Here is a 21961-nt window from a genome sequence, read left to right on the forward strand (position 1 = left end):
AAGAACCCGGTTACCTTTGGGAGGAGTTGGGCAGGCCCTGGGCAGGACTGGGAGGCGCCCGTGCGTACCCGTGGGATGGGCCCCGACGTACCGGCCCCGGACCGGCCGTGGGACGAGATCGTGCCGGGGCTGTGGATGGGCGGGCACGAGTTCCGGCGGTCGGCCGGGCGGCTGGAGTTCGCCGTGGTGCGGGACGAGTTCGACCTGGTGCAGACGCTGCTGCGGCTGCCCGGACACGGACCGGACGAGGGCGTCGAGCACCATGTCTGGCCGATCCCGGACGGCCCCCTGGACGGCACGCAGCTCGCCGGGGTGATCCGGCTGGCCCGGGCCGCTGGCGAGGCGCTCGACGACGGCCGGAAGGTCCTGGTCCGCTGCTATCACGGGTACAACCGCTCCGGTCTCGTGGTCGCGCACACGCTGATGCGGCGGGGCAGCGGCGCCGAGGAGGCGATCCGGCTGGTCCGGGCCCGGCGCTCGCCGTGGGCGCTGCACAACGACCTCTTCGTGGCCTACCTCCGGGCCGGTCTGGCCACCGTGCGGCAGCTGGAGGAGCTGGCCGAGTAGCCCGGCGGGCCCGGACGCACGCAAAATGGCCTTCCGTACGAAGATGCGTGGGTGCCGTGAGGTCCGCGGTGCCGCCCGCGGCCGTGCGGGACCGCCGACGCCGATCACCGAACCCCTGGAGTGCAGTGCTCCCGAGCCGCCGCGGGCGCCCCGCCCGCGTCCCCGCCGCCCTCGCGCTGCTCCTGGCGACGGCGGCGGCCGGCGCGCTGGCGGCCTGCGGGGACGGCGGCGGCCTGGAGAGTGCCGGGGCGACGCCCGCCGCACGCCATCCGGCCCGGCTGTGGCCCGGTCTGACCCCGGCGTCCAGTCCGGCGTACGACATCGGCGAGGTGGAGCACGCGCCGGTGCAGGGCGTCGCCGTGCCGGGCGGCGACATCCGCCGGGCGGATCCGGTGGCGGCGGTGCGGGCCGAGATCGCCGCGCATCCGGACGACTACGCGGGCGCGGAGGCGCGGTACCACGAGACGTCGGTGCGGATGGCGGACTGCGGCCCGGACGGCGCCGGTGACACGCGCGGCGGCTGCCCGGTGCTGCGGCCGTACTACCGGGACCTGACCGGTGACGGACGGCCCGAGATGACGCTGGGTTTCCGGCTGCTGCCGGACAAGCTGACCGCCGTGCGGGTGTACACCGTCGAGAAGGACCGGCTGGTGCGGGTCATGTCCTACGAGGACGCGGTGAGCGCGGTCGAGCTGGCCGGGCGGACGGTCATCGTCCGCTCGCCCTCCGAGGTCGCCGGGTACGAGTACCGGCTGCAGTGGACCTGGGACGCCGACCAGCGGGCCATGCTGCTGACCAGCGACGAGATGCTGCGCACCGGCGACGGCGGACAGCACACGAAGCGCCCGTCCGCCTCGCCGTCGCCCTCGACGTCGCCCGCTCCGTCGCCCTCGGCGAGCGCCCGGTGAGGCTCGCGCTCCCGCGGTGGACCGGACCGCTCGCGGTGAAGGCGGCCGTCTTCATCACCGTGATGTGCTGCGGGCTCGCCGCGCTGCTCGGCGTCCTGGTGCACGTGTCGGTGACCAACCGGACCGTCGGCCAGGCGCGGGACGTCGCCCTGTCCCGGCTGCGGGAGGCGACGGAGTCCTACGAGGCGGGTGACCCGCTGCGGCGCGGGGCGGGCGTCGATCCGCCGGGCCTGCCGCGGCAGCTGCGGGAGCTGGCCGTGTCGGGCCGGCGCGGCACGATGGTCGCCCGGTACGCCGGGCGGCCGACGATGTGGGCGGCGGGCCCCGCCGACGGCGGCCGGGCGCTGGCGGTGCGGGTCGACCACTCCCAGGGCCAGGCCACCATCGACGGCCTGGACGGCACCCTGGTGTGGGCGTCGGCGCTGGCGATCGGGGCGACGCTGCTGGTCGGCGCGTTCGCGGTGACGCGGGTGACCCGGCGGCTGCACACCACGGCGCGGGTGGCGCGGCGGATCAGCGGCGGCGACCTCGACGCGCGGGTCGGCGACCCGCGCGCCCAGGATCCGACCCGCCCGCTAGACGAGGTGGCCTCGGTCGCCGCCGCGCTGGACTCCATGGCGGCGTCGCTGCAGGGCAAGCTGCTCGCCGAGCAGCGGTTCACCGCGGACGTGGCGCACGAGCTGCGCACCCCGCTCACCGGCCTGCACGCGGCGGCCGAGCTGCTGCCGCCCGGCCGCCCCACCGAGCTGGTGCGGGACCGGGTGGCGGCGCTGCGCACCCTCACCGAGGACCTGCTGGAGATCTCCCGGCTGGAGAGCGGGCGGGAGCGGCCCGCGACGGAGCCGGAGGAGCTGGGCGCGCTGGCCCGGCGGGTGGTGCGGGCTTCGGGCACGGACACCCGGGTGGACGTCGTACGGGACGCGTGGGTGGAGACCGACCGGCGGCGTCTGGAGCGGGTGCTGGGCAACCTGGTGTCGAACGCGCACGGGCACGGGCGGGCGCCGGTGGTGCTGACCGTGGACGGCGCGGTGCTCACCGTGCGGGACCACGGGGACGGCTATCCGGAGTACCTGCTGGCGCACGGTCCGCAGCGGTTCCGCACCGAGGGCGGGACGAAGGGGCACGGGCTCGGGCTGACCATCGCGCTGGGGCAGGCCGAGGTGCTCGGGGCACGCCTTGAGTTCACCAACCCGCCGGACGGCGGGGCGCTGGCCCGGCTGACACTGCCTCAGCAGCCCTGACCACGGCACCTTCCCCGATGGCTCAGTGCGGCGGGCGGCGCGTGGGGGGCGCTCCTAATGTGGCGGTTAGTCATCTGAAGAACCGTTCGCTCCCGGGAGGTACTCCCATGTCCCCACTGTCCGCACCGGCCTCGCACTCACCCCTGGTCCGCGGTCTTGCCACCGCCCTCGCGGCGGGCGCGCTCGCCACCGCCGTCGCCGTCGCCCCGGCCGTCGCGAACGACGGGCGGGGCGGGGACGCCGGCTCCACGTCCGCCGTCACCGGTGCGGGAAACCGCGGCGGGAACGGCGGCGACGAGTGGGGCGGGGGCGACGGCCGCCAGGAGCAGGGCCGCTACCGGGGCGTCGTGACGGCCCAGCGCCTCGCCCTGCGCACCTCGCCGACCCGCGGTTCGGACGTCATCCGGTACGCCCGCCGGGGCGAGGTCGTCTCCATCTACTGCAAGACGCCCGGCGACCGGGTGCAGGGCAACCCGCTCTGGTACCTCCTCACGGACGGCACCTGGGCCTGGGGCGCGGCCCGCTACATCGACAACATCGGCCCCGCGCCGCGCTGGTGCTGAGCCGGACACCGAGCACACCCCACCATTTGGGTAAGTTCCGGACATGACCAAGGCCGGAACCGGAACCGGAATCACCGTGGCACAGGCGGACACGCCAGCTCCCGTCGCCCGGCTCCCCCGGCGCCGGGGCGTCGAACTCGCGCTCATCGTCATGGCCGTCCTGCTGTCGGTCTTCGGCTACTGCAACGTCGGCCTCGCCCAGCACGACGCCCTGCCGCCCGGCGCCGTCGGCTACGGCGCCGGGCTCGGGGTGCTCGCGCTCCTCGCCCACCTGGCGGTACGGCTGCGCGCCCCGTACGCCGACCCGCTGCTGCTGCCCATCGGGGTGCTGCTCAACGGCCTCGGCCTGGTGCTGATCTACCGGCTGGACCTGGAGACGCCGGGCGACCGGGCGGCCCCGACCCAGCTGGTGTGGTCGACGCTGGGCGTCGCGCTGTTCATCGTGGTCGTCCTGCTCCTGCGCGACCACCGGGTGCTGCAGCGCTACGCCTACGTGTGCGTCGCCGCGGCGCTCGCCCTGCTCACCGTGCCGATCTTCTTCCCGGCGGTGAACGGCGCCCGCATCTGGATCCGGATCGAGGGCTTCTCCATCCAGCCCGGCGAGTTCGCCAAGGTGCTGCTCGCGGTGTTCTTCGCCGCCTACCTGGCCGCCAACCGCAGCGCACTGGCGTACGCGGGACGCAGGGTGTGGCGGCTGCAACTGCCCACCGGCCGGGTCCTCGGTCCGATCCTCGCGGTGTGGCTGGTCAGCGTCGGCGTGCTGGTCCTGGAGCGGGACCTGGGCACCTCGCTGCTCTTCTTCGGCCTGTTCGTGGTCCTGCTCTACGTCGCCACCGGCCGCACCGGCTGGATCGCCGTCGGCCTGCTGCTGGCCTCGCTGGGCGCGGTCGCGGTGGGCTGGCTGGAGCCGCACGTGCACAACAGGGTGGAGGACTGGCTGCACCCCTTCGCCTCCATCGAGGCGGGCGACGGTCCCAACCAGCTGGCCCAGTCCCTGTTCGCCTTCGCGGCGGGCGGCGTCACCGGCACCGGTCTGGGCCTCGGTCACTCGGTCCTGATCGGCTTCGCCGTCAAGTCGGACTTCATCCTGGCGACGGCCGGGGAGGAGCTGGGCTTCCTCGGCCTGACCGCCGTCTTCCTGCTGTACGGGCTGCTGGTGGAGCGCGGCTACCGGGCGGGCCTGGCCGCCCGCGACCCCTTCGGCCGGCTGCTCGCGGTCGGCCTCTCCTCGATCGTGGCGCTCCAGGTGTTCGTCATCGCGGGCGGGGTGACCGGGCTGATCCCGCTGACCGGCATGGCGATGCCGTTCCTGGCGCAGGGCGGGTCCTCGGTCGTCACCAACTGGGCGATCGTGGCGCTGCTGATCCGGGTCAGCCACGCGGCCCGGCGCGGGACGCCCTCGTGACCCGGAACATCCGGCACGCGGCCGTCTTCTGCGCCCTGCTGCTGGTCGCCCTGGTGGTCAACGCGGCCCGGGTGCAGATCGTCCAGAAGCCGGAGTACGACGACAACCCGGCCAACCGCCGCCCCGACATCGCCCGCTACCAGCAGCCGCGCGGCGACATCCTGGTCGGCGGCGAGGCGGTCACCGGCTCCCGGGACACCGGCGAGCACCTGCGCTTCGAACGGACCTACGCGAACGGGCCGATGTACGCGCCGATCACCGGCTTCGCCTCCCAGGCGTACGGGACGACGCTCCTGGAGCACGCCGAGGACGGCCTGCTGTCCGGCGCCGACCCGGTGCTCGCGCCGCTGCCGCTGTGGAACGACGTCACGGGCGCCCACAACCCGGGCGGCGACGTGGTGACGACGATCGACGGGGCCGCGCAGCGGGCGGCGTTCGAGGGGCTCGGCGGGCGCAAGGGCGCGGTGGCCGCGATCGAGCCGGCCACCGGCCGCGTCCTGGCCCTGGTCTCCACCCCCTCCTACGACCCCCAGCTGCTGTCCGGCAACAGCGCGGCCGCCACCCGCACCTGGAACCGGCTGAACGCCGACCCGGACCAGCCGATGCTCAACCGGGCGGTGAGCCGGACCTATCCGCCGGGTTCGACCTTCAAGGTGGTCACCGCGGCGGCGGCGCTGGACGCTGGGGTGGTGCGCGACCTGGACGCACCGACCCGCTCCCCCGACCCGTACACGCTGCCCGGGACCCGCACGAAGCTCACCAACGAGGCCGACGGGTGCCGGAACGCCTCGCTGCGGGAGGCGTTCGAGTGGTCCTGCAACACGGTGTTCGCCAAGCTCGGCGTGGACGTGGGGGTGCGCGGCATGGCGGCGACCGCGGAGGCCTTCGGCTTCAACGACGACGGGCTGCGGATCCCCTTCCCCGTCGCAAGGAGCACCTTCGACTCCTCGGTGGACCGGGCGCAGCTCGGCCTGTCGTCGATCGGGCAGTACAACACGCGCGCGACGCCGCTGCAGATGGCGATGGTGGCGGCCGCGGTGGCGGGCGGCGGTCAGGTGCGCTCGCCGTACCTGGTGGAGCGGACGCAGCGGGCGGGCGGCAGCCTGGTCGCGGCGGCCGGGTCGCGGCCCTCCCGGGAGGTGATGCGTCCCTCGACCGCGGCGCTGCTCAAGGAGCTGATGACCGGCGTGGTGGACAAGGGCACCGGCGCGAAGGCGGCGATCCCGGGTGCCGTGGTCGGCGGCAAGACCGGCACCGCCCAGCACGGCGTCGGCAACTCGGGCACGCCGTACGCGTGGTTCATCTCCTGGGCGCGGGGCGCCGGCGACGTGGAGCCGAAGGTCGCGGTCGCGGTGGTGGTCGAGGGCTCGGCGGCGGACCGGGAGGGCATCAGCGGCGGCGGGCTCGCGGCGCCGATCGCGCGGGCGGTGATGGAGGCGGTTCTTGGAGGGGGAGGGTGAGGGCTATCGGCGGCGGTTCACGGCGGTGAGGTCGATGTCGATGAGGAAGGGGACAGTGAGTTTGAGGCGGTTGTGGAAGATGCAGGTCGGCACATAAGTCCTGGTTGCCGGGTCGAGTTCGTAGACGTAGACAACAGGAAGGCAGTCCTGCTCCTCTACCCGCCAGAAATGCATGATGCCCGCGCCTGCGTACTTGCGGGGCTTGGCCTCCCGGTCACGGCCGATCGAGTCTTCGGCGACCACCTCGGCCACCAAAGTGACGTCCTCGGGGAGAAGGCGGGTCTGCCTGGGCCCGAGGTCCGCACCGGCGCGGGAGACCAGCACATCTGGTTCAAGCCGGTTCCGCGTGTCGAGCGTCACCGAGAAGAAATGGTAGACCTCGAAGACGTCCGGAACCTGCTCGACCAACGCCCCCTCCAGCAGCCGGACCGTGCTCGCATGGAACATCGTCTGCGCACTCGCGAAGACGAGACTCGCGTCCAGGAGCTCCGTACGACTGGGCAGGTTGGGGAGCCTGTCGAGGTCGTCGGCCGTCCAGCCGCCGTCCGGCGGACGAGCCCACTCGTAGTCATCGTCCAGCCCGTAGTCGCGATCCAAACCCACTGTCATGCTCCGGAGCTTTGCCGAAACTGTCCGTCGGCACGGGCCTACCGCGTACCGACACCCCATCGAGCGATCTCCACCCCGCACTTGACCCCGGTCATCTTTACTCGCGGTCAACAAGTTCCGCGCAGGGGATTGACGAGCTTGCTGACACGCAGTCTCATAAGACGCAGCACGCTGGAGTGACCGCGGGTAACACGATCCGTTCGACGAGGTGGGACACAGCCATGACGACGCTGACGGAAGCCGACGCGCTCGAGGGCCTGCGCGACGCGCTCGGCCTGCTCAAGGACCGGGAGCAGGTGGCCGAACGGCTGCTCGACTCGTCCGCCAAGCACTCCTTCGACCCGGACAAGGAGCTGGACTGGGACGCGCCGTTCGAGGACGGCAAGTGGTTCTGGCCGCCGGAGCTGGTGTCGCTGTACGACACCCCGATGTGGCAGCGGATGAGCGAGGAGCAGCGCATCCTGCTCTCCCAGCACGAGGCCGCCGCGCTCGCCTCGCTCGGCATCTGGTTCGAGCTGATCCTGATGCAGCTGCTGGTCCGGCACATCTACGACAAGGCGGCGACGAGCGCCCACGTGCGCTACGCACTCACCGAGATCGAGGACGAGTGCCGGCACTCGAAGATGTTCGCCCGGCTGATATCCCGCGGCGAGACGCCCTGGTACCCGGTGAGCCCGGTCCACCAGCACCTGGGGCGCCTGTTCAAGACGATCTCCACCACGCCCGGCTCCTTCACCGCCACGCTGCTCGGCGAGGAGGTCCTGGACTGGATGCAGCGGCTGACCTTCCCGGACGAGCGGGTCCAGCCGCTGATCCGGGGCGTCACGCGCATCCACGTCGTCGAGGAGGCCCGGCACGTGCGGTACGCCCGTGAGGAGCTGCGGCGTCAGATGGTCACGGCCCCGAAGTGGTCGCAGGAGTTCACCCGGGTCACCTCCGGCGAGTTCGCCCGGGTCTTCTCCATCGCCTTCATCAACCCGGAGGTGTACACCAACGTCGGCCTCGACAAGCGCGAGGCCCTGGCGCAGGTCAAGGCCAGCGGCCACCGCAAGGAGATCATGCAGACCGGCGCGAAGCGCCTGACGGACTTCCTGGACGACATCGGCGTACTGCGCGGCGTGGGCCGGAAGCTGTGGCGCTCGTCGGGACTGCTGGCGTAGTCCGGCCGGTCCGCTCCGCCGTCATGAGGGGGCGCCCGGTTGTGCGGGTTACGCTGCGGTTCATGACCCCGCAGGCCTCCACCCCCGCCTACCGCCGCCTCAGCGTGGAGGAGCGCCGCGTCCAGCTGCTGGACGCGGCGCTCGCCCTCTTCGCGCACCGGCCCCCGGAGGAGGTCTCCCTGGACGACGTGGCCGAACAGGCCGGGGTCTCACGCCCGCTGGTGTACCGGTACTTCCCCGGCGGCAAGCAGCAGTTGTACGAGGCCGCGCTCGGCTCCGCCGCCGACGAGCTGCGCCTGTGTTTCGACGAGCCCCGCGTGGGCCCGCTGCTGGCCCGGCTCTCCCGCGCCCTGGACCGCTACCTGGCCTTCGTCGACGAGCACGACACCGGCTTCAGCGCGCTGCTGCGCGGCGGCAGCGTGGTCGAGACCTCGCAGACCTCGGGCATCGTGGACGGCGTCCGCCGGGCCGCGGCCGACCACATCATGCGCCACCTGGACGTCACCGAGCCCGGCCCCCGGCTGCGGATGACCGTCCGGATGTGGATCACGGCGGTGGAGGCGGCCTCGCTGATCTGGCTGGACGAGGACAAGCAGCCGCCCCGCGACGAGCTGCGGGACTGGCTCGTGGAGCAGTTCCTGGCCGTACTGACGGTCACCGCCCGCCGCGACCCGCAGACCGCCACGCTGGTCGAGGCGCTGGCGGCGGACCTGTGACACCGGCCGGCCGGCCCCGGCGGACGGCCGGCCGATCACCGACACTGGTGCCGTGAAGAGCGAAGACACCCCCTTCGAGGGCGGCCCCATGGACGGGCGTGTGCTGCCCGTCCTGGTCGGGATGACCGGGCACCCGCCGAAGACGTACCGCATCCCCGTACCGGACCCGGACGGCGGCCCGCCCACCGTGCTGGTGTACCGGAGGCAGCCCCGGGACGCCCGGGGCGGGCTGCGGTTCGCGCGCTGGAAGTACACCTACGACCCCTCGGGGCGGAAGGGCTCGGGCCGCAGGTGGCCCTGGTCGAAGCCGGACCGCCCGGCGACCGCCGATCCAGACGCCACGCCGCACGGCAAGCCGGACGACGCGGACGGGTGACCTGCTTGCGCCGATCCGCGCACACTCGGCGCGCGAAGCCCGCGCACCCGCCACATGCTCACCGTGCGGAGCGGACCCGCCGCCCCGCGTCGGAGGTGATGGCGTGTCAGGAAGGCTTCTGCGTCTGGTGTGTACGGCGGCGGTGGCGGCCGGGATCGTCCTCGCGCCCGTGCCCGCCGCGGCCGAACCCGCGCCCGGTACGGCCGACGACCGCACCGTGGCCGGGCTGCTGACGGACCTTCAGCGGCTGTACCGGGAGGCGGAGCGGGCCACCGAGACCTACAACGGCACCGAGGAGCGCCTGAAGGAGCAGCGCGCCGAGGTGCGGCGGCTGGACGCCGAGCTGGCGCGGGCCCGCACGTCCCTGCACGACAGCCGGGGCGCGGCCGGGCGGCTGGCCCGGCAGCAGTACCAGAGCAGCAGCAACCTCTCCCCCTACCTTCGGCTGCTGCTGGCCCGCGACCCGCAGCACGCGATCGACCAGGGCCATGTGATCGGCCGGCTGGCCCGGGAGCGGGTCGACACGGTGGGCCGCCTGACGGGCGACGAGAAGAAGGCGCAGGAGCTGTCCCGGCGCTCGCGCGAGGCCCTGGCCCGGCAGGCCGCCCTGGCCGAGCGCCAGGAGGAGGAACGGGACGGGGTGCGCGAACGCCTGCGCGCCGTCGAGGAGCTGCTCGCCTCCCTCACCCCCGAGCAACTGGCCGCGCTGGCGGAGCTGGAGAACAGCGGGATCGCCGAGGAGCAGGAGCGGTTCCTGGCGTCCGGCGCGCTCGGCGACGACGCCAAGCCGTCCGCCGGGGGCGAGAGCGCGGTGCGCTTCGCGGTGGAGCAGCTCGGCAAGCCGTACGAGTGGGGCGCCGAGGGCCCGGCGTCGTACGACTGCTCGGGGCTGACCTCGGTGGCCTGGGAGCGGGCCGGGACGCCGATCCCGCGGACCAGCCAGGAGCAGTGGGCGCGCCTGGACCACGTGCCGTTGGACGAGCTGCGCCCCGGCGACCTGGTCGTGTACTTCCCCGAGGCCACGCACGTGGCGATGTACCTCGGCGACGGCATGGTCGTCCAGGCACCGCGGCCCGGCGCCGACGTCAAGGTGTCACCGATCGCCGCCAACCCGGTCCTGGGCGCCGTACGGCCCGACCCGGACGGGGAGCCGGTACGGCGCTACACGCCGCCGAGGCTCCCCGCGGGGGCGACGGACGGGTCGGACCAGGGGTACGCGGCGTCCTACGCGCCCGCGGCGCCCGAGACCTCGGCCAGGTAGCCCTCGGTCTTCGCCGGGTCGTAGAAGAAGTTCTCGAAGTCGGCCGGGTCGTTGAACCCGTTGGCGAAGCGGTCGGCGATGGGCTGGAGCTGCGTCGCCGCGCCGAACAGGTTGAGGACGTGCTCCGGCGGCGGGGCCAGCATGGTGTTGGTCCACTTGGTGACGTGCTGGGCGGTCTCCCAGTAGCGGTCGAAGGTCTGCTGCATCCAGGTCTCGTCGAACTCCTTGTCGCCGTGCTCGATGATCGAGGCGAGGTAGGAGGCGGCGCACTTGGACGCGGAGTTGGAACCCTGGCCGGTGATCGGGTCGTTGGCGACGACCACGTCGGCCACGCCGAGGACGAGCCCGCCGCCGGGGAGGCGGCCGATCGGGTTGCGGACGGTGGGGGCGTAGCGGCCGGCCAGGGTGCCGCCGGCGTCGGTCAGTTCGACCTTGGTGGCCCGCGCGTACTCCCAGGGGAGGAACTTCTCCATGAGTTCCAGAGTCAGGGAGAGGTGCTCCGAGGGGTCCTTGACGTCCTTGAAGGCGTCCAGCGGGCCGCCGGGTATGCCCTCCCAGAACAGGATGTCGGCGCGGCCCGAGGTGGTGAACGTCGGCATGATGAACATCTCGCCGACGCCCGGCACCAGGTTGCAGCGCACGGCCTCCGTCTCCGGGTGCTCGGGCCGCGGGCCCATCCCGTGCACGTAGGCGACGGCGAGGGCGCGCTGCGGCTCGCTGTACGGCGACCGCTCCGCGTCCCGGCCGAACATCTGGACCAGCTCGCCCTTGCCCGCCGAGACCAGGACGAGGTCGTAGGCCCGGGAGAAGTAGTCCAGGTCGCCGACGGCCGCGCCGTGGATGACCAGCTGGCCGCCGCGCTGGGCGAAGGTCTCCATCCAGCCGGCCATCTTCACCCGCTGGTCGACCGACTGCGCGAAGCCGTCGAGGCGGCCCAGCCAGTCGATCGCGCGCTGCGAGGGGCCCGGGTCGAAGGAGCCGGGGGCCGCCACCGAGACGCCGAGTCCCTCGATCTTCGGGGCCTGGGACTCCCAGAAGTTCAGCTGGAGATCGCGCTCGTGCTGGAGTGCCGTGTGGAACATGCACTGCGTCGACATGACCCGGCCGGTGCGGATCTCGTCCGCGGTCCGGTTGGACATCAGGGTGACCTCGTAGCCGTGCGACTGCAGGCCGAGGGCGAGCTGGAGACCGGACTGGCCGGCTCCGACGACGAGTATCTTCCGCATGCGGTTTCCGTCTCCTGGTCGAGGGCGTCTGGACGAGGGTTCGTCTACTCGGGTGTTTCGTCGAGCGCGTGGCCCACGAGGGACAAGAGGGTCTCGATGGCCGAGATCCGACGGCGCGCATCCATGATCATTACAGGTATGTGCGCCGGGATCGTCAACGCCTCCCGCACGTCCTCCGCCTCGAACAGCTCGCTGCCGTCGAAGTGGTTGACCGCGACGACGTACGGCAGTCCGCAGCTCTCGAAGTAGTCCAGCGCCGGCCAGCAGTCCTTCAGGCGCCGGGTGTCGGCCAGCACGACGGCGCCGATCGCGCCGCGCACCAGGTCGTCCCACATGAACCAGAACCGCTGCTGGCCCGGGGTGCCGAACAGGTAGAGCACCAGGTCGTCGTCGAGCGTGATGCGGCCGAAGTCCATGGCCACGGTGGTGGTGAGCTTGCCCGGGGTGGCGGTGAGGTCGTCGGTCTCCTCACTCGCCTCGGTCATCAGCGCCTCGGTCTGCAGGGGCGTGATCTCCGATACGGCGGTGACCAGCGTGGTCTTGCCCACGCCGAACCCTCCCGCGACGACGATCTTCGTGGCGACCGGAGCGCGGGTGGGATCCGTCTGCCAGGGCTGCACGGGCCCGTCGGTGTCGACGAGCGGGGGGACGCCGAACGCGGCGGCGTCAGAGACGACGGAGTCCACTGAGCACCCTTTCGAGCAGAGCGCGGTCCGGGCGGCCCGTGCCGTGGCCGGTCCCGGTGCCGTACACACGGATCTTTCCCTGGTCCGCCAGGTCGCTGAGGAGCACGCGGACCACGCCGAGCGGCATCTTCAGCAGCGCGGCGATCTCGGCCACCGTACGCATCCGGCGGCACAGTTCGACGATGGCCCGCATCTCCGGCATCACGCGGGAGGTGAGGCCGCCATTCGTCAGTTCCTTGCGCTCCTCGGCGGCTTCGAGCGCGGCGGTGCCGGCCGTGGCGCCGACGAACGTCTCGACGAGCAGCACATGGCCGAAGCGGGTGCGGCCGCCGGTGAGCGAGTAGGGGCGTACGCGGGCGGGCTTGCGGTCGGCACCGCGCACGGGGAGGTGTCCCCGGCCGTTCTTGCCGGGTTTTCCGGGACTGCTGCTCATCGGGCGCTCCCCGTCGACTCGGACTCCAGGGACTTCCGCAGCTCGGTGCGGAGTTCGGGGGTCAGGACGTGGCCGGCGCGGCCGACGAAGAGCGCCATGTGGTACGCCACGACGCTCATGTCGCAGTCCGCGGAGCCGTGCACGCCGAGCAGCGAGCCGTCGCTGATCGACATCACGAACAGGCTGCCCTCGTCCATGGCGACCATCGTGTGCTTCACGGTGCCGAAGTCCATCAGCCGGGCGGCGCCGATGGTCAGGCTGCCGACGCCGGAGACGACGGTGGCGAGGTCGGCGGCGGAGCCGCGGGGGCCCGCCCGGGGCGTCTCGCGGACCTGCCGGGCCTCCTCGTTGCGGCCGGGGTCGGAGGACAGGAGCAGGAGCCCGTCGGAGGAGACCACGGCGACCGACTGGATGCCGGGCACCTCCTCGACGAGGTTGGTCAGCAGCCAGTGGAGATTGCGGGCTTCACTGCTCAGTCCGAAGGTACTGGGCGCGGTCAACTGCTTGCCTCCTCGACAGTGCCCCCCGTGGCTTCTTCGGTTGTGTCCGCGTCGACCGGCGCCTGCCGCGGTCCGGTGCGGTCCGCGATCTCCGCCTCGACGTCGCGGCGGCCCGCCTCCGCCCCCCGGCGGAATCCGCCCAGCCGGCGGCGGAGCGCGTCGGCGTCGACGGACCCCGACGTGCGCGGGCGCGGCACCGCGGCGGGGGTGGTGAGCTTCGGGGTCCGCTTGGGCAGCCCCTTGTCGGTGACGGGTTCGGCGGGCTCGGTGCCCGCGGTCCGGCCGGCGTCCCCGGCCGGCCCGGTGCCCTCGGCCCGGGCGGCTTCCGCGCCCGGGCCGGTGCCCTCGTCCGGCGTGCGGTCGTGGGCGTCGGGTCCGATGGCGTACGGGTCGGTGACCGGCTCCGCCGAGTCCTCCGGCTCCGCCCGGGTCTCCGGCTCCGCCGGGGTCTCAGGCTCCGCCGGGACCGGCAGGAAGAGGGCCATCGTGGCGTCGTCGGGGAGGTCGCTGCCGGGGGCGGCACCGTCCCCGGGGGCCTCCGCCGCGTCGTCCTGCCCGGACTGCCCCGGAACGGCCACGTCGTCCGGGGCGCCGAGCCCCGGGGCGCGGTCCTGCGCACCGGGACCGTCCGGGACGGGCTCCCGCGGGGCGAGGTCCGGGGCGTCAAGGCCCGGGGAACCGGAGCCGACCGGAGCGGGGCCCTGCGAACCGGGGCCCTGCGAACCGGAGTCCAGGGCGGGGCCCTGCGCGCCGGGGGCGTCCGAAGCGGGGCCCTGCGGGGCGGAGCCCTGAGAGCCGGGGGCGTCCGGCGCGGGACCCTGCGGGGCGGAGCCCGGGGCGCCGGGGGCGTCCGAAGCGGCACCCTGCGGGGCAGAGCCCTGGGAGCCGGGGCCATCCGGAGCGGCACCCTGCGGGGCGGGGTCCTGCGCGTCGGGGGCGTCCGGAGCGGGGCCCTGCGGGGCGGAGCCCGGGGTGCTGGGGGCCGGTGTCTCCGCGCGGGCGGGGGCGGCCTCCGTGGCGGCGGGGGCGTCCGAATCCGCGCGGAGCGCGTCCGCCTCGGCGCGGCGTACGGCGTCCTCCGCCGAGGCCACCAGCGGGTCGGTGCCGGGCGGCTCCGCCTCCGGGCCGGCGTCCTGTTCCGCCTGCCCCGCCTTCTCCGCCCGCCCGTGCAGGACGTTGGAGTTGGCCTCCGCGTCCGCGCCGGGCAGGGTGAAGGAACCGGTGCCGTCGGACACCGGAACGGTCGGGGCCAGCGCGGCCGGCGGGGCCGCGGCGAGCAGCGGGCCCGGGAGGACGACGACGGCCGCGACGCCGCCCTGCTTCTGCTCCCGCAGCCGGACCCGCGCCCCGTGCCGGTGGGCGAGCCGGGCGACGACGTAGAGGCCGAGCCCGAGACCGTCCTCGCCCTCCTGGTCGTACGGCGCGTCCGGGTCGAAGTCGGTGAGGCGGGCGTTGAGCCGCTGGAGGCGTTCGGTGGCCATGCCGATGCCCTCGTCCTGGACGGAGAGCATCACCTCGCCGTTCTCCAGAAGCCAGCCGGAGACCTCGACGGGCAGGTCCGGCGGCGAGAAGGAGGTGGCGTTCTCCATCAGCTCGGCCAGCAGGTGGGAGAGGTCGTCGGCGGCGAACCCGGCCACGTGGGCGTGCGGCGGCAGCGCGGCGATGCGCACCCGCTCGTACCGCTCGATCTCGCTGACCGCGGCCCGCACCACGTCGACCAGCGGCACCGGCGAGGCGCTGTGCTGGACGTGCTCGGTACCGGCGAGCACCAGGAGGTTCTCGCTGTGCCGGCGCATGACCGTGGCGAAGTGGTCGAGCTTGAACAGGGTGGCGAGGCGGTCCGGGTCCTGCTCGCGCTCCTCCAGGCCCTCGATGACGGCCAGTTGCCGCTCGACCAGGCCGAGGGTGCGCAGCGCGAGGTTGACGAAGGTGGAGCCGATGCTCTTGCGCACCACCTCCAGCTGGGCGGCGGACTCGGCGAGTTCGGCGCGCAGTTCCTCGCGGGCGTCGGCCATCTTCTGCCGCTGGCCGACCAGGTGCTTGCGGTCGGACTCCAGCGTGGCGACCCGCCCGGCGAGCGTCGCGGCGTGCCGGTGCAGGGCGTTGACGGAGCGGACGACCTGTGCGAACTCGTCGTTGCGGCCGGTGAAGGCGACCGGCTCCTGGGTCGTCGGGTCCTCCGCCTCGGCCAGCCGGGCCGAGCCGCGGCGCAGCACCGACAGGGGGCGGGTGAGGGTGCGGGCCAGGGCGGTGGCGATGCCGACGGCGAGCAGGATCAGGGCGCCGAGGACGGCGATCCGGATCTCCAGCGCGGTGACGTCGTCGTCGCGCAGCTGCTCCAGGTCCTGGACGCGCTTCTCGTACAGCGCGGACTCCGCGCCCCGCATCGCGTCCACGCGGGCGGAGAGCGCGGCGTCCAGCCGCTTGGTGCTGGTGCGCAGGTCGCCGTCGGAGAGCGTGGGCTCGTCGGTGAGACCGGCCAGGTACTTCTCGGCCGAGTTGACCTCGGGCCCGGCGACGGTGGCGTCGAAGCTGCTCCGCGCCTCCTTGGGGGCGCCCTCGCGGAAGTCGGCGAGGGCCGCGTCGGAGCGCACCCGGGCCTGCTGGGCGGCGGCGGAGAGCGCGTCGCGCTGCTCGGCGTCGGCGTCCGAGGTGCTGGTGGTCTCGGTGGGCAGGCCGGTGACCGGGTCGATGACGGTCTCGGTGCTGCTCGGCACGTTCAGCGCCGCCAGCAGCAGGCCGCGGGTGGCGGCGGCCTGCTGGACGGCGGTGTCCAGCTCGGCCAGCGCGTACGCGCCGGAGCCCGCGCGGGGCGGCATCTCCTCGGCCAGTTGCTCGGCCAGGGCGTGGAGTTCGGTGATCGCCTCCGAGTACGCCTGGTGGGCCTGGAGCGCGGTGCTCTTGCCGGTGAGGGCGGCGCGGCGCAGCGCGGCGACGGCGTCGAGGTCCTCGCGCAGGGAGGCGGGCGTGTCGGGGTCGGCGCGCAGCTCCTCCACCTGGCGGTCGACGCGGGCGCTGCGCTGCTCGGAGGGCGCCTTGGACTTGGGGCGGCCGGCCGCGATGTACGGGGTGACCTCGTCCCGCTCGTCGGCGAGGGAGTGGGCGAGGGTCAGCGCGCCCTGGGTCTGCTCGGCGAGCGTCACCAGCTCCTGGGAGTCGTGCAGTTGCCCGGAGGCGGCGACCACCGACGGGGCTCCGGCCCCGGCGACGGCGGCGGCCACGACCGCCACCGCGACGATGAGGCGGTTGCGTACGTGGGTGGCACGGCCCTTGCCGACGGGGGCCTCCGGCGGCTGCGGAGGGGTGGAGGTGCCGGGGGTGCGCTCCGCGCTCCCCGCGGGGGCCGTCTGCTTGCCTGTGCGACGAGGCCGCGTCTTCTGCACCGGTGCTCGCATTCCTGACTCGTGTACCCGTGGGCCCGGGTGGCGCTCCGTCAACTGGCCGGCCGGGGGCGCGTGCACCCTCCGCCGGGCGCTGGGCCGTTCCCCGGCCGCCGGCAGCGCGTCGGGCGGGGAGACCGCGTGAGCGGGGCAGTCCCCCCACCGGTTCCCGACCCTCCCAGTGCCGGTGGGCGGTGAGCGCGCATCGTCCGACCCGCCACCCGAAGGAGTGAACCCCGGAGGGGAGTTGAGGAGCAAGTTCCCGTGGCTCGTGCCAGGTGCGTGACCGGCGAGCCGGTTGGACGTCTGGGACGGGCGGTGGCACTATGTGCCGCCACGCACCGCCGGAGGATGTGATTCCACCCCAAATCCGGCGCCTGACCTGCGCCACCGCGTCGATTCCGGGAGAATTCGAGGAAGGTGCCAGCCTTCTGCGAACGCTGTGAAGGCCTCGTGCAGACTGGCCGGATGCGTACGGAACTCGTCTCGGAACCAGGCCTCGCCGACCAGCCCAACGAGGACTTCGCGAGCGTCGGACTACCCGCCTCGGGACAGGGTGGTTCACTCGTCCTGCTGGACGGCGTGACACCGCCACGGACCGCGACGGGCTGTCTGCATTCCGTGCCCTGGTTCACGGCGCGCCTGGGCGGGGCGCTGACCGAACTGACCGTTTCACTCCCGGATCTTCCCCTCGCCGAGGCCCTGTCCCGCGCCATCGCGCGTACCGCGGCGGCCCATGCGGAAACCTGTGACCTTTCTCACCCACGGACACCGCAGGCAACCGTGGTCCTCGCCCGCTGGTCCCCGGCCGCGGTCGAGTACCTGGTCCTGTCCGACTCGGCCCTCCTGCTGGAGGCCCCGGACGGCACCCTCACCCCCGTCCTGGACGACCGGCTGTCCCGGCTGCCCCGCTCGGCCCTGGTGAGCGACGCGGTGATCGACGCCGAACTGCGCAACAAGGAGGGCGGCTTCTTCACGGCCGCGGCCGACCCCGGGGTGGCGGCACGCGCCGTGACGGGGGTGCTGCCGCGCGCCGGGGTGCGGACGCTGGCGGCGCTGACGGACGGGGCCGCGCGGTGGGTGGAGAAGTTCGGGGAGGGCGACTGGGCGGACTGCCTGGCGCTGGTGCGCAAGCAGGGCGCACAGGCACTGGTGGACCGGGTGCGGGAGCTGGAGCGCGCGGACGCGGCGGGCGACCGGGCGTTCCTCGGGCGCAGCAAGACGCACGACGACGCGACGGTGGTCTACGCCGAGGTGTGAGACGGCCGGTCCGCGCCGGTACTACCTCTCCATGCCCCGGTTGAGTTCGTGCAGCAGCCGGGCCAGTTCCGTCACCTCGCGCGGGTCCCAGTCGGCGAGCCGGCGGGCGTACCGGGCGCGGCGGGCCTCCCGGACCCGGCCGACGCGTTCCTGGCCCTCCGGGGTCAGGGTGACCAGCCAGGCCCGGCCGTCGGCGGGGTCCGGCTCGCGGGCGACGAGCCCGAGGTCCTCCAGGGCGCGCAGCTGGCGGGACATCGTCGCCTTGCCGACGCCGATGAAGGCGGCCAGGTCGGTGGCGCGCTGACCGCCGCACTCGCCGAGCCGGACGAGCAGGCCGTACGCGGACGACTCCAGGTCGGGGTGGACCTCCCGGGCCATCTCCCCCTGGTTGGCCCGGGCCCGTCGCAGCAGGACCGTCAACTCCCGTTCCAGGGCGAGGAACTCCGGTTGGTTCACACCACTGCCGGACAGGTGGGATTCGCCTCCGCGACCGCCGCCGTTCCCGTCTTCGTGCACGTCAGCCCCTGCCTCGATTTTTCCGGTCCTGAAAGTTTCCGCCGCGGGCCGCCATCGCCGCAGCTCGCCAAGTATTTCGCAGGCTTAGACCAACGGCGGCTCCCGGTCCTCTTCCACCCGCCGTTTCTACGTGCGTAGAGTCTTCACCGGACTCCGGATGGCATGCGCACGCCATTCCCGTGCCATCCAGGGGTTCTCCCCACTCGCGCATCCCCCACCGAGCACCACCGAGCCAGCGGAGGCACGTCATGCTCGTGCACAGATCCGGATCGGCCCGCGGACGGCGGTTCGCCGTCACCGGGATCCTGCTCGCCGCGTTCTCCCTCGTGTTCACCCTTCCCGCCGACGCCTCGTCGTCCGCGGACGTCCCGGCCCGCGGCTCCGCCCACATGGGCATGGGCGTCGCGGCCCACGACGGCGAACACGGCACCCCCGTCCCGGGCCGCGCGGTCCAGACGGAGGGCGTCGACGTCTCCAGCCACCAGGGCAACGTCGCCTGGTCGACCCTGTGGAGCAGCGGCGTCAAATGGGCCTACGCCAAGGCCACCGAGGGGACGTACTACACCAACCCCTACTTCGCCCAGCAGTACAACGGCTCCTACAACGTGGGCATGATCCGCGGCGCGTACCACTTCGCCACCCCGGACACGACGAGCGGCGCCACCCAGGCCAACTACTTCGTCGACCACGGCGGCGGCTGGTCCAGGGACGGCAAGACGCTGCCGGGCGCACTCGACATCGAGTGGAACCCGTACGGCGCCACCTGCTACGGCAAGTCGCAGAGCGCGATGGTGTCCTGGATCCGGGACTTCCTGAACACCTACAAGGCCCGCACCGGCCGGGACGCCGTGATCTACACGGCCACCAGCTGGTGGACCCAGTGCACCGGCAACTACGGCGGCTTCGCCGCCGACAACCCGCTGTGGATCGCCCGGTACGCCTCGACGGTGGGCACGCTGCCGGCCGGCTGGGGCTACTACACGATGTGGCAGTACACCTCGTCCGGTCCGACGGTCGGCGACCACAACAAGTTCAACGGCGCGCTGGACCGCGTCCAGGCGCTCGCGAACGGCTGACCCACGACGCGTACGGCGACGGCCCGGACTCCGCACGGAGTCCGGGCCGTCCCCTTTCCTCATCCGGCCGCGTCCGTCACGCCGCGACCGGAACCTCACGCTCCGCACCGTTGGTCGCCGGTGCGAGCGCCAGTTCCAGCACCTGGCGGACGTCGGTGACGGCGTGGACGTCGAGCCTGTCCAGCACCTCCGCCGGGACGTCGTCCAGGTCGGGCTCGTTGCGCTTGGGGATGATCACCGTGGTGATCCCCGCCCGGTGCGCCGCGAGCAGCTTCTGCTTGACCCCGCCGATCGGCAGCACCCGCCCGGTCAGCGAGACCTCGCCGGTCATCGCCACGTCGGTGCGCACCAGCCGGCCCGAGAGCAGCGAGGCGAGGGCCGTGGTCATGGTGACGCCGGCGCTCGGACCGTCCTTGGGGACCGCGCCCGCCGGGAAGTGGATGTGCGCTCCCCGGTCCTTGAGGTCGCCCACCGGCAGTTCCAGCTCGGCGCCGTGGCTGCGCAGGAAGCTCAGCGCGATCTGCGCCGACTCCTTCATCACGTCGCCCAGCTGACCGGTCAGGGTCAGACCCGCCGCGCCGGTCTCCGGGTCGGCCAGCGACGCCTCGACGTACAGCACGTCGCCGCCCGCGCCGGTGACCGCGAGGCCGGTGGCCACACCGGGCACCGCGGTGCGCCGCTCGGCCGGATCCTGGGCGGACTCGGGCACGTGGTGCGGCCGCCCGATCAGTGCGCGCAGGTCGGCCTCGGTGACCGTGAAGGGCAGCTTCCGCTCGCCCAGTTCGTGCTGGGCCGCCACCTTGCGCAGCAGCCGCGCGATGGACCGCTCCAGGGTGCGCACGCCCGCCTCGCGGGTGTACTCGCCGGCCAGCTTGCGCAGCGCGCCCTCGTCGACCGTGACCTCGTCGGCGTCCAGCCCGGCCCGCTCCAGCTGGCGCGGGAGCAGGTGGTCACGGGCGATGACGACCTTCTCGTCCTCGGTGTAGCCGTCGAGGCGGACCAGCTCCATGCGGTCGAGCAGGGCCTCCGGGATGGCCTCCAGGACGTTGGCGGTGGCGAGGAAGACCACGTCGGACAGGTCCAGCTCGACCTCCAGGTAGTGGTCCCGGAAGGTGTGGTTCTGGGCCGGGTCGAGGACCTCCAGCAGGGCCGCGGCCGGGTCGCCCCGGAAGTCGGAGCCCACCTTGTCGATCTCGTCGAGCAGGACGACCGGGTTCATGGACCCCGCCTCCTTGATCGCCCGCACGATCCGGCCGGGCAGCGCGCCGACGTACGTGCGCCGGTGGCCGCGGATCTCGGCCTCGTCGCGGACGCCGCCGAGGGCGACGCGGACGAACTTGCGGCCCATCGCGTGGGCGACGGACTCGCCGAGGCTGGTCTTGCCGACGCCGGGCGGGCCGACCAGGGCGAGCACGGCACCGCCGCGCCGGCCGCCGACCACGCCGAGGCCCCGGTCGCCGCGCCGCTTGCGCACGGCCAGGTACTCGGTGATGCGCTCCTTCACGTCCTGAAGCCCCGCGTGCTCGGCGTCCAGCACCGCCTGGGCGCCCCGGATGTCGTAGGCGTCCTCGGTGCGCTCGCTCCACGGCATCTCCAGGACCGTGTCGAGCCAGGTGCGGATCCAGGAGCCCTCGGGCGACTGGTCGGAGGAGCGCTCCAGCTTGTCGACCTCCTTGAGCGCGGCCTCGCGGACCTTCTCGGGCAGGTCGGCGGCCTCCACGCGGGCGCGGTAGTCGTCGGACTCCTCGCCCTCCTGCTCGCCGTTGATCTCGCGCAGCTCCTTGCGGACGGCTTCGAGCTGGCGGCGCAGCAGGAACTCCCGCTGCTGCTTGTCGACGCCCTCCTGGACATCCTTGGCGATGGTCTCGGCGACGTCCTGCTCGGCGAGGTGGTCGCGCAGCTGCTGGGTGGCGAGCTTGAGCCGGGCCACCGGGTCGGTGGTCTCCAGCAGGGCGACCTTCTGCTCGGTGGTCAGGAACGGCGAGTAGCCGGAGTTGTCGGCGAGCGCGGACACGTCGTCGATGGCCTGGACCCGGTCGACGACCTGCCAGGCGCCGCGCTTGCGCAGCCAGGCGGTGGCGAGCGCCTTGTACTCCTTCACCAGCTCGGCGACCTGGCCGGGCAGCGGGTCGGGGACGGTCTCGTCGACGCGGGTTCCCTCGACCCAGAGCGCGGCGCCGGGGCCGGTGGTGCCGGCGCCGATGCGCACCCGGCCGCGGCCGCGGATCAGGGCGCCGGGGTCGCCGTCGGCCAGGCGGCCGACCTGCTCGACCGTGCCGAGCACGCCGGTGGCGGCGTGGGTGCCGTCGATCCGCGGGACGAGCAGGACGCGGGGCTTGCCGGGTTCGGACCTGGCGGCGGCCTGGGCGGCCTCCACCGCGGCCCGTACCTCGGCGTCGCTCAGGTCCAGGGGGACGACCATTCCGGGCAGGACCACTTCGTCGTCGAGCGGCAGCACGGGCAGGGTGAGCGGTGTGAAGGCGGCGGACTCAGCAGCCATGATCTCCCCTTCGGCAGTCAAGTTGAGTTACATCGACTCAATGAAAGGGAGCCCGGGATTGTTCCCCAAGCCCTGTTCGCTGTGAGCGATCAAGTCCGGAGGGCGCCCCGCGCCTCTT

20 protein-coding genes are annotated in these 21961 nt (G+C 73.4%); 12 read left to right on the forward strand and 8 right to left on the reverse strand.

All coding sequences use genetic code 11. From position 1 onward, the window contains the following. The first annotated feature begins 60 nt into the window (after positions 1 to 60). The 6 genes from K7854_RS05445 (at position 61) to K7854_RS05470 (ending at position 6144) form a co-directional block, all read left to right on the forward strand. Positions 61 to 567, forward strand: a complete 507-nt coding sequence (locus tag K7854_RS05445; protein WP_226025198.1) for a protein-tyrosine phosphatase family protein — start codon at positions 61 to 63, stop codon at positions 565 to 567. 125 nt (positions 568 to 692) lie between these two features. Next, entirely contained in the window at positions 693 to 1475 is a 783-nt protein-coding gene (locus K7854_RS05450) for a hypothetical protein (RefSeq protein ID WP_226025199.1), read from the forward strand. Then, complete coding sequence (locus tag K7854_RS05455; protein ID WP_226025200.1) at positions 1472 to 2716, forward strand: ATP-binding protein; 1245 nt, start codon at positions 1472 to 1474, stop codon at positions 2714 to 2716. Before K7854_RS05450 ends, K7854_RS05455 begins: the two co-directional genes overlap by 4 nt. A 107-nt stretch (positions 2717 to 2823) precedes the next feature. Continuing rightward, complete coding sequence (locus K7854_RS05460) at positions 2824 to 3279, forward strand: SH3 domain-containing protein (protein WP_226025201.1); 456 nt, start codon at positions 2824 to 2826, stop codon at positions 3277 to 3279. 43 nt (positions 3280 to 3322) lie between these two features. Next, positions 3323 to 4684, forward strand: coding sequence for an FtsW/RodA/SpoVE family cell cycle protein (locus tag K7854_RS05465; protein ID WP_226025202.1), 1362 nt, complete (start codon positions 3323 to 3325; stop codon positions 4682 to 4684). Next, positions 4681 to 6144: a penicillin-binding transpeptidase domain-containing protein gene (locus tag K7854_RS05470; RefSeq protein ID WP_226025203.1), complete on the forward strand. Its 1464-nt coding sequence runs from the start codon at positions 4681 to 4683 to the stop codon at positions 6142 to 6144. Before K7854_RS05465 ends, K7854_RS05470 begins: the two co-directional genes overlap by 4 nt. 3 nt (positions 6145 to 6147) lie before the next feature. Here K7854_RS05470 and K7854_RS05475 read toward each other — a convergent pair whose 3' ends face one another. Next, positions 6148 to 6753: a Uma2 family endonuclease gene (locus K7854_RS05475; protein ID WP_226025204.1), complete on the reverse strand. Its 606-nt coding sequence runs from the start codon at positions 6751 to 6753 to the stop codon at positions 6148 to 6150. A 221-nt stretch (positions 6754 to 6974) separates the two neighbouring features. Between K7854_RS05475 and K7854_RS05480 the strand changes: the two genes are divergently transcribed. The 4 genes from K7854_RS05480 to K7854_RS05495 all read left to right on the forward strand — a co-directional run bounded on the left by K7854_RS05480 (position 6975) and on the right by K7854_RS05495 (position 10266). Continuing rightward, on the forward strand, positions 6975 to 7913 hold the full coding sequence (locus K7854_RS05480) for an AurF N-oxygenase family protein (protein ID WP_226025205.1): 939 nt from the start codon (positions 6975 to 6977) through the stop codon (positions 7911 to 7913). Between the two features lie 62 nt (positions 7914 to 7975). Then, positions 7976 to 8629 carry a TetR/AcrR family transcriptional regulator gene (locus tag K7854_RS05485; protein ID WP_226025206.1) on the forward strand — a complete coding sequence of 218 codons (654 nt, stop codon included), beginning with the start codon at positions 7976 to 7978 and terminating at the stop codon, positions 8627 to 8629. Between the two features lie 52 nt (positions 8630 to 8681). Further along, on the forward strand, positions 8682 to 9005 hold the full coding sequence (locus K7854_RS05490) for a DUF8847 domain-containing protein (protein WP_226025207.1): 324 nt from the start codon (positions 8682 to 8684) through the stop codon (positions 9003 to 9005). A 103-nt stretch (positions 9006 to 9108) separates the two neighbouring features. Beyond that, entirely contained in the window at positions 9109 to 10266 is a 1158-nt protein-coding gene (locus tag K7854_RS05495) for a C40 family peptidase (protein ID WP_226025208.1), read from the forward strand. Here the strand turns inward: K7854_RS05495 and K7854_RS05500 are convergent. From K7854_RS05500 to K7854_RS05520, 5 genes are read right to left on the reverse strand one after another with little or no spacing between them, the layout of a single operon-like run. Beyond that, on the reverse strand, positions 10230 to 11492 hold the full coding sequence (locus tag K7854_RS05500; protein WP_226025209.1) for a styrene monooxygenase/indole monooxygenase family protein: 1263 nt from the start codon (positions 11490 to 11492) through the stop codon (positions 10230 to 10232). The two genes, K7854_RS05495 and K7854_RS05500, sit on opposite strands and share 37 nt — an antisense overlap. A gap of 44 nt (positions 11493 to 11536) precedes the next feature. Further along, the gene (locus tag K7854_RS05505) at positions 11537 to 12178 is read right to left on the reverse strand and encodes a GTP-binding protein (protein WP_003973677.1); all 642 of its coding nucleotides are present in this window, start codon (positions 12176 to 12178) and stop codon (positions 11537 to 11539) included. Next, the gene (locus K7854_RS05510) at positions 12159 to 12611 is read right to left on the reverse strand and encodes a DUF742 domain-containing protein (RefSeq protein ID WP_087807261.1); all 453 of its coding nucleotides are present in this window, start codon (positions 12609 to 12611) and stop codon (positions 12159 to 12161) included. The genes K7854_RS05505 and K7854_RS05510 overlap by 20 nt, the downstream gene beginning before the upstream one ends. Next, positions 12608 to 13111 (reverse strand): roadblock/LC7 domain-containing protein, encoded by a 504-nt coding sequence (locus K7854_RS05515; RefSeq protein WP_226025210.1) that lies wholly within the window; start codon positions 13109 to 13111, stop codon positions 12608 to 12610. The genes K7854_RS05510 and K7854_RS05515 overlap by 4 nt, the downstream gene beginning before the upstream one ends. After that, entirely contained in the window at positions 13108 to 16494 is a 3387-nt protein-coding gene (locus K7854_RS05520; protein WP_226025211.1) for a nitrate- and nitrite sensing domain-containing protein, read from the reverse strand. Before K7854_RS05520 ends, K7854_RS05515 begins: the two co-directional genes overlap by 4 nt. 465 nt (positions 16495 to 16959) lie before the next feature. Between K7854_RS05520 and K7854_RS05525 the strand changes: the two genes are divergently transcribed. Continuing rightward, positions 16960 to 17751, forward strand: coding sequence for a protein phosphatase 2C domain-containing protein (locus K7854_RS05525; protein WP_226025212.1), 792 nt, complete (start codon positions 16960 to 16962; stop codon positions 17749 to 17751). Between the two features lie 21 nt (positions 17752 to 17772). Here K7854_RS05525 and K7854_RS05530 read toward each other — a convergent pair whose 3' ends face one another. Continuing rightward, positions 17773 to 18267, reverse strand: a complete 495-nt coding sequence (locus tag K7854_RS05530) for a MarR family winged helix-turn-helix transcriptional regulator (protein WP_226025213.1) — start codon at positions 18265 to 18267, stop codon at positions 17773 to 17775. A 248-nt stretch (positions 18268 to 18515) separates the two neighbouring features. Between K7854_RS05530 and K7854_RS05535 the strand changes: the two genes are divergently transcribed. Further along, complete coding sequence (locus K7854_RS05535) at positions 18516 to 19343, forward strand: lysozyme (RefSeq protein WP_226025214.1); 828 nt, start codon at positions 18516 to 18518, stop codon at positions 19341 to 19343. A gap of 76 nt (positions 19344 to 19419) precedes the next feature. Here the strand turns inward: K7854_RS05535 and lon are convergent, their stop codons facing one another. Then, complete coding sequence (gene lon / locus K7854_RS05540) at positions 19420 to 21843, reverse strand: endopeptidase La (protein ID WP_226025215.1); 2424 nt, start codon at positions 21841 to 21843, stop codon at positions 19420 to 19422. Positions 21844 to 21961 lie beyond the last annotated feature (118 nt).

The organism is Streptomyces hyderabadensis (genome assembly GCF_020404845.1).
In the GTDB taxonomy this organism is placed as follows: Bacteria; Actinomycetota; Actinomycetes; order Streptomycetales; family Streptomycetaceae; genus Streptomyces; species Streptomyces hyderabadensis.

Bases quoted from the DNA above. Each gene is read 5' to 3' on its own strand.
- K7854_RS05460 (WP_226025201.1), top strand. From the start codon at position 2,824: ATGTCCCCACTGTCCGCACCGGCCTCGCACTCACCCCTGGTCCGCGGT.
- K7854_RS05465 (WP_226025202.1), top strand. From the start codon at position 3,323: ATGACCAAGGCCGGAACCGGAACCGGAATCACCGTGGCACAGGCGGAC.
- K7854_RS05475 (WP_226025204.1), bottom strand. From the start codon at position 6,753: ATGACAGTGGGTTTGGATCGCGACTACGGGCTGGACGATGACTACGAG.
- K7854_RS05480 (WP_226025205.1), top strand. From the start codon at position 6,975: ATGACGACGCTGACGGAAGCCGACGCGCTCGAGGGCCTGCGCGACGCG.
- K7854_RS05485 (WP_226025206.1), top strand. From the start codon at position 7,976: ATGACCCCGCAGGCCTCCACCCCCGCCTACCGCCGCCTCAGCGTGGAG.
- K7854_RS05500 (WP_226025209.1), bottom strand. From the start codon at position 11,492: ATGCGGAAGATACTCGTCGTCGGAGCCGGCCAGTCCGGTCTCCAGCTC.
- K7854_RS05510 (WP_087807261.1), bottom strand. From the start codon at position 12,611: ATGAGCAGCAGTCCCGGAAAACCCGGCAAGAACGGCCGGGGACACCTC.
- K7854_RS05525 (WP_226025212.1), top strand. From the start codon at position 16,960: ATGCGTACGGAACTCGTCTCGGAACCAGGCCTCGCCGACCAGCCCAAC.
- K7854_RS05535 (WP_226025214.1), top strand. From the start codon at position 18,516: ATGCTCGTGCACAGATCCGGATCGGCCCGCGGACGGCGGTTCGCCGTC.
- lon (WP_226025215.1), bottom strand. From the start codon at position 21,843: ATGGCTGCTGAGTCCGCCGCCTTCACACCGCTCACCCTGCCCGTGCTG.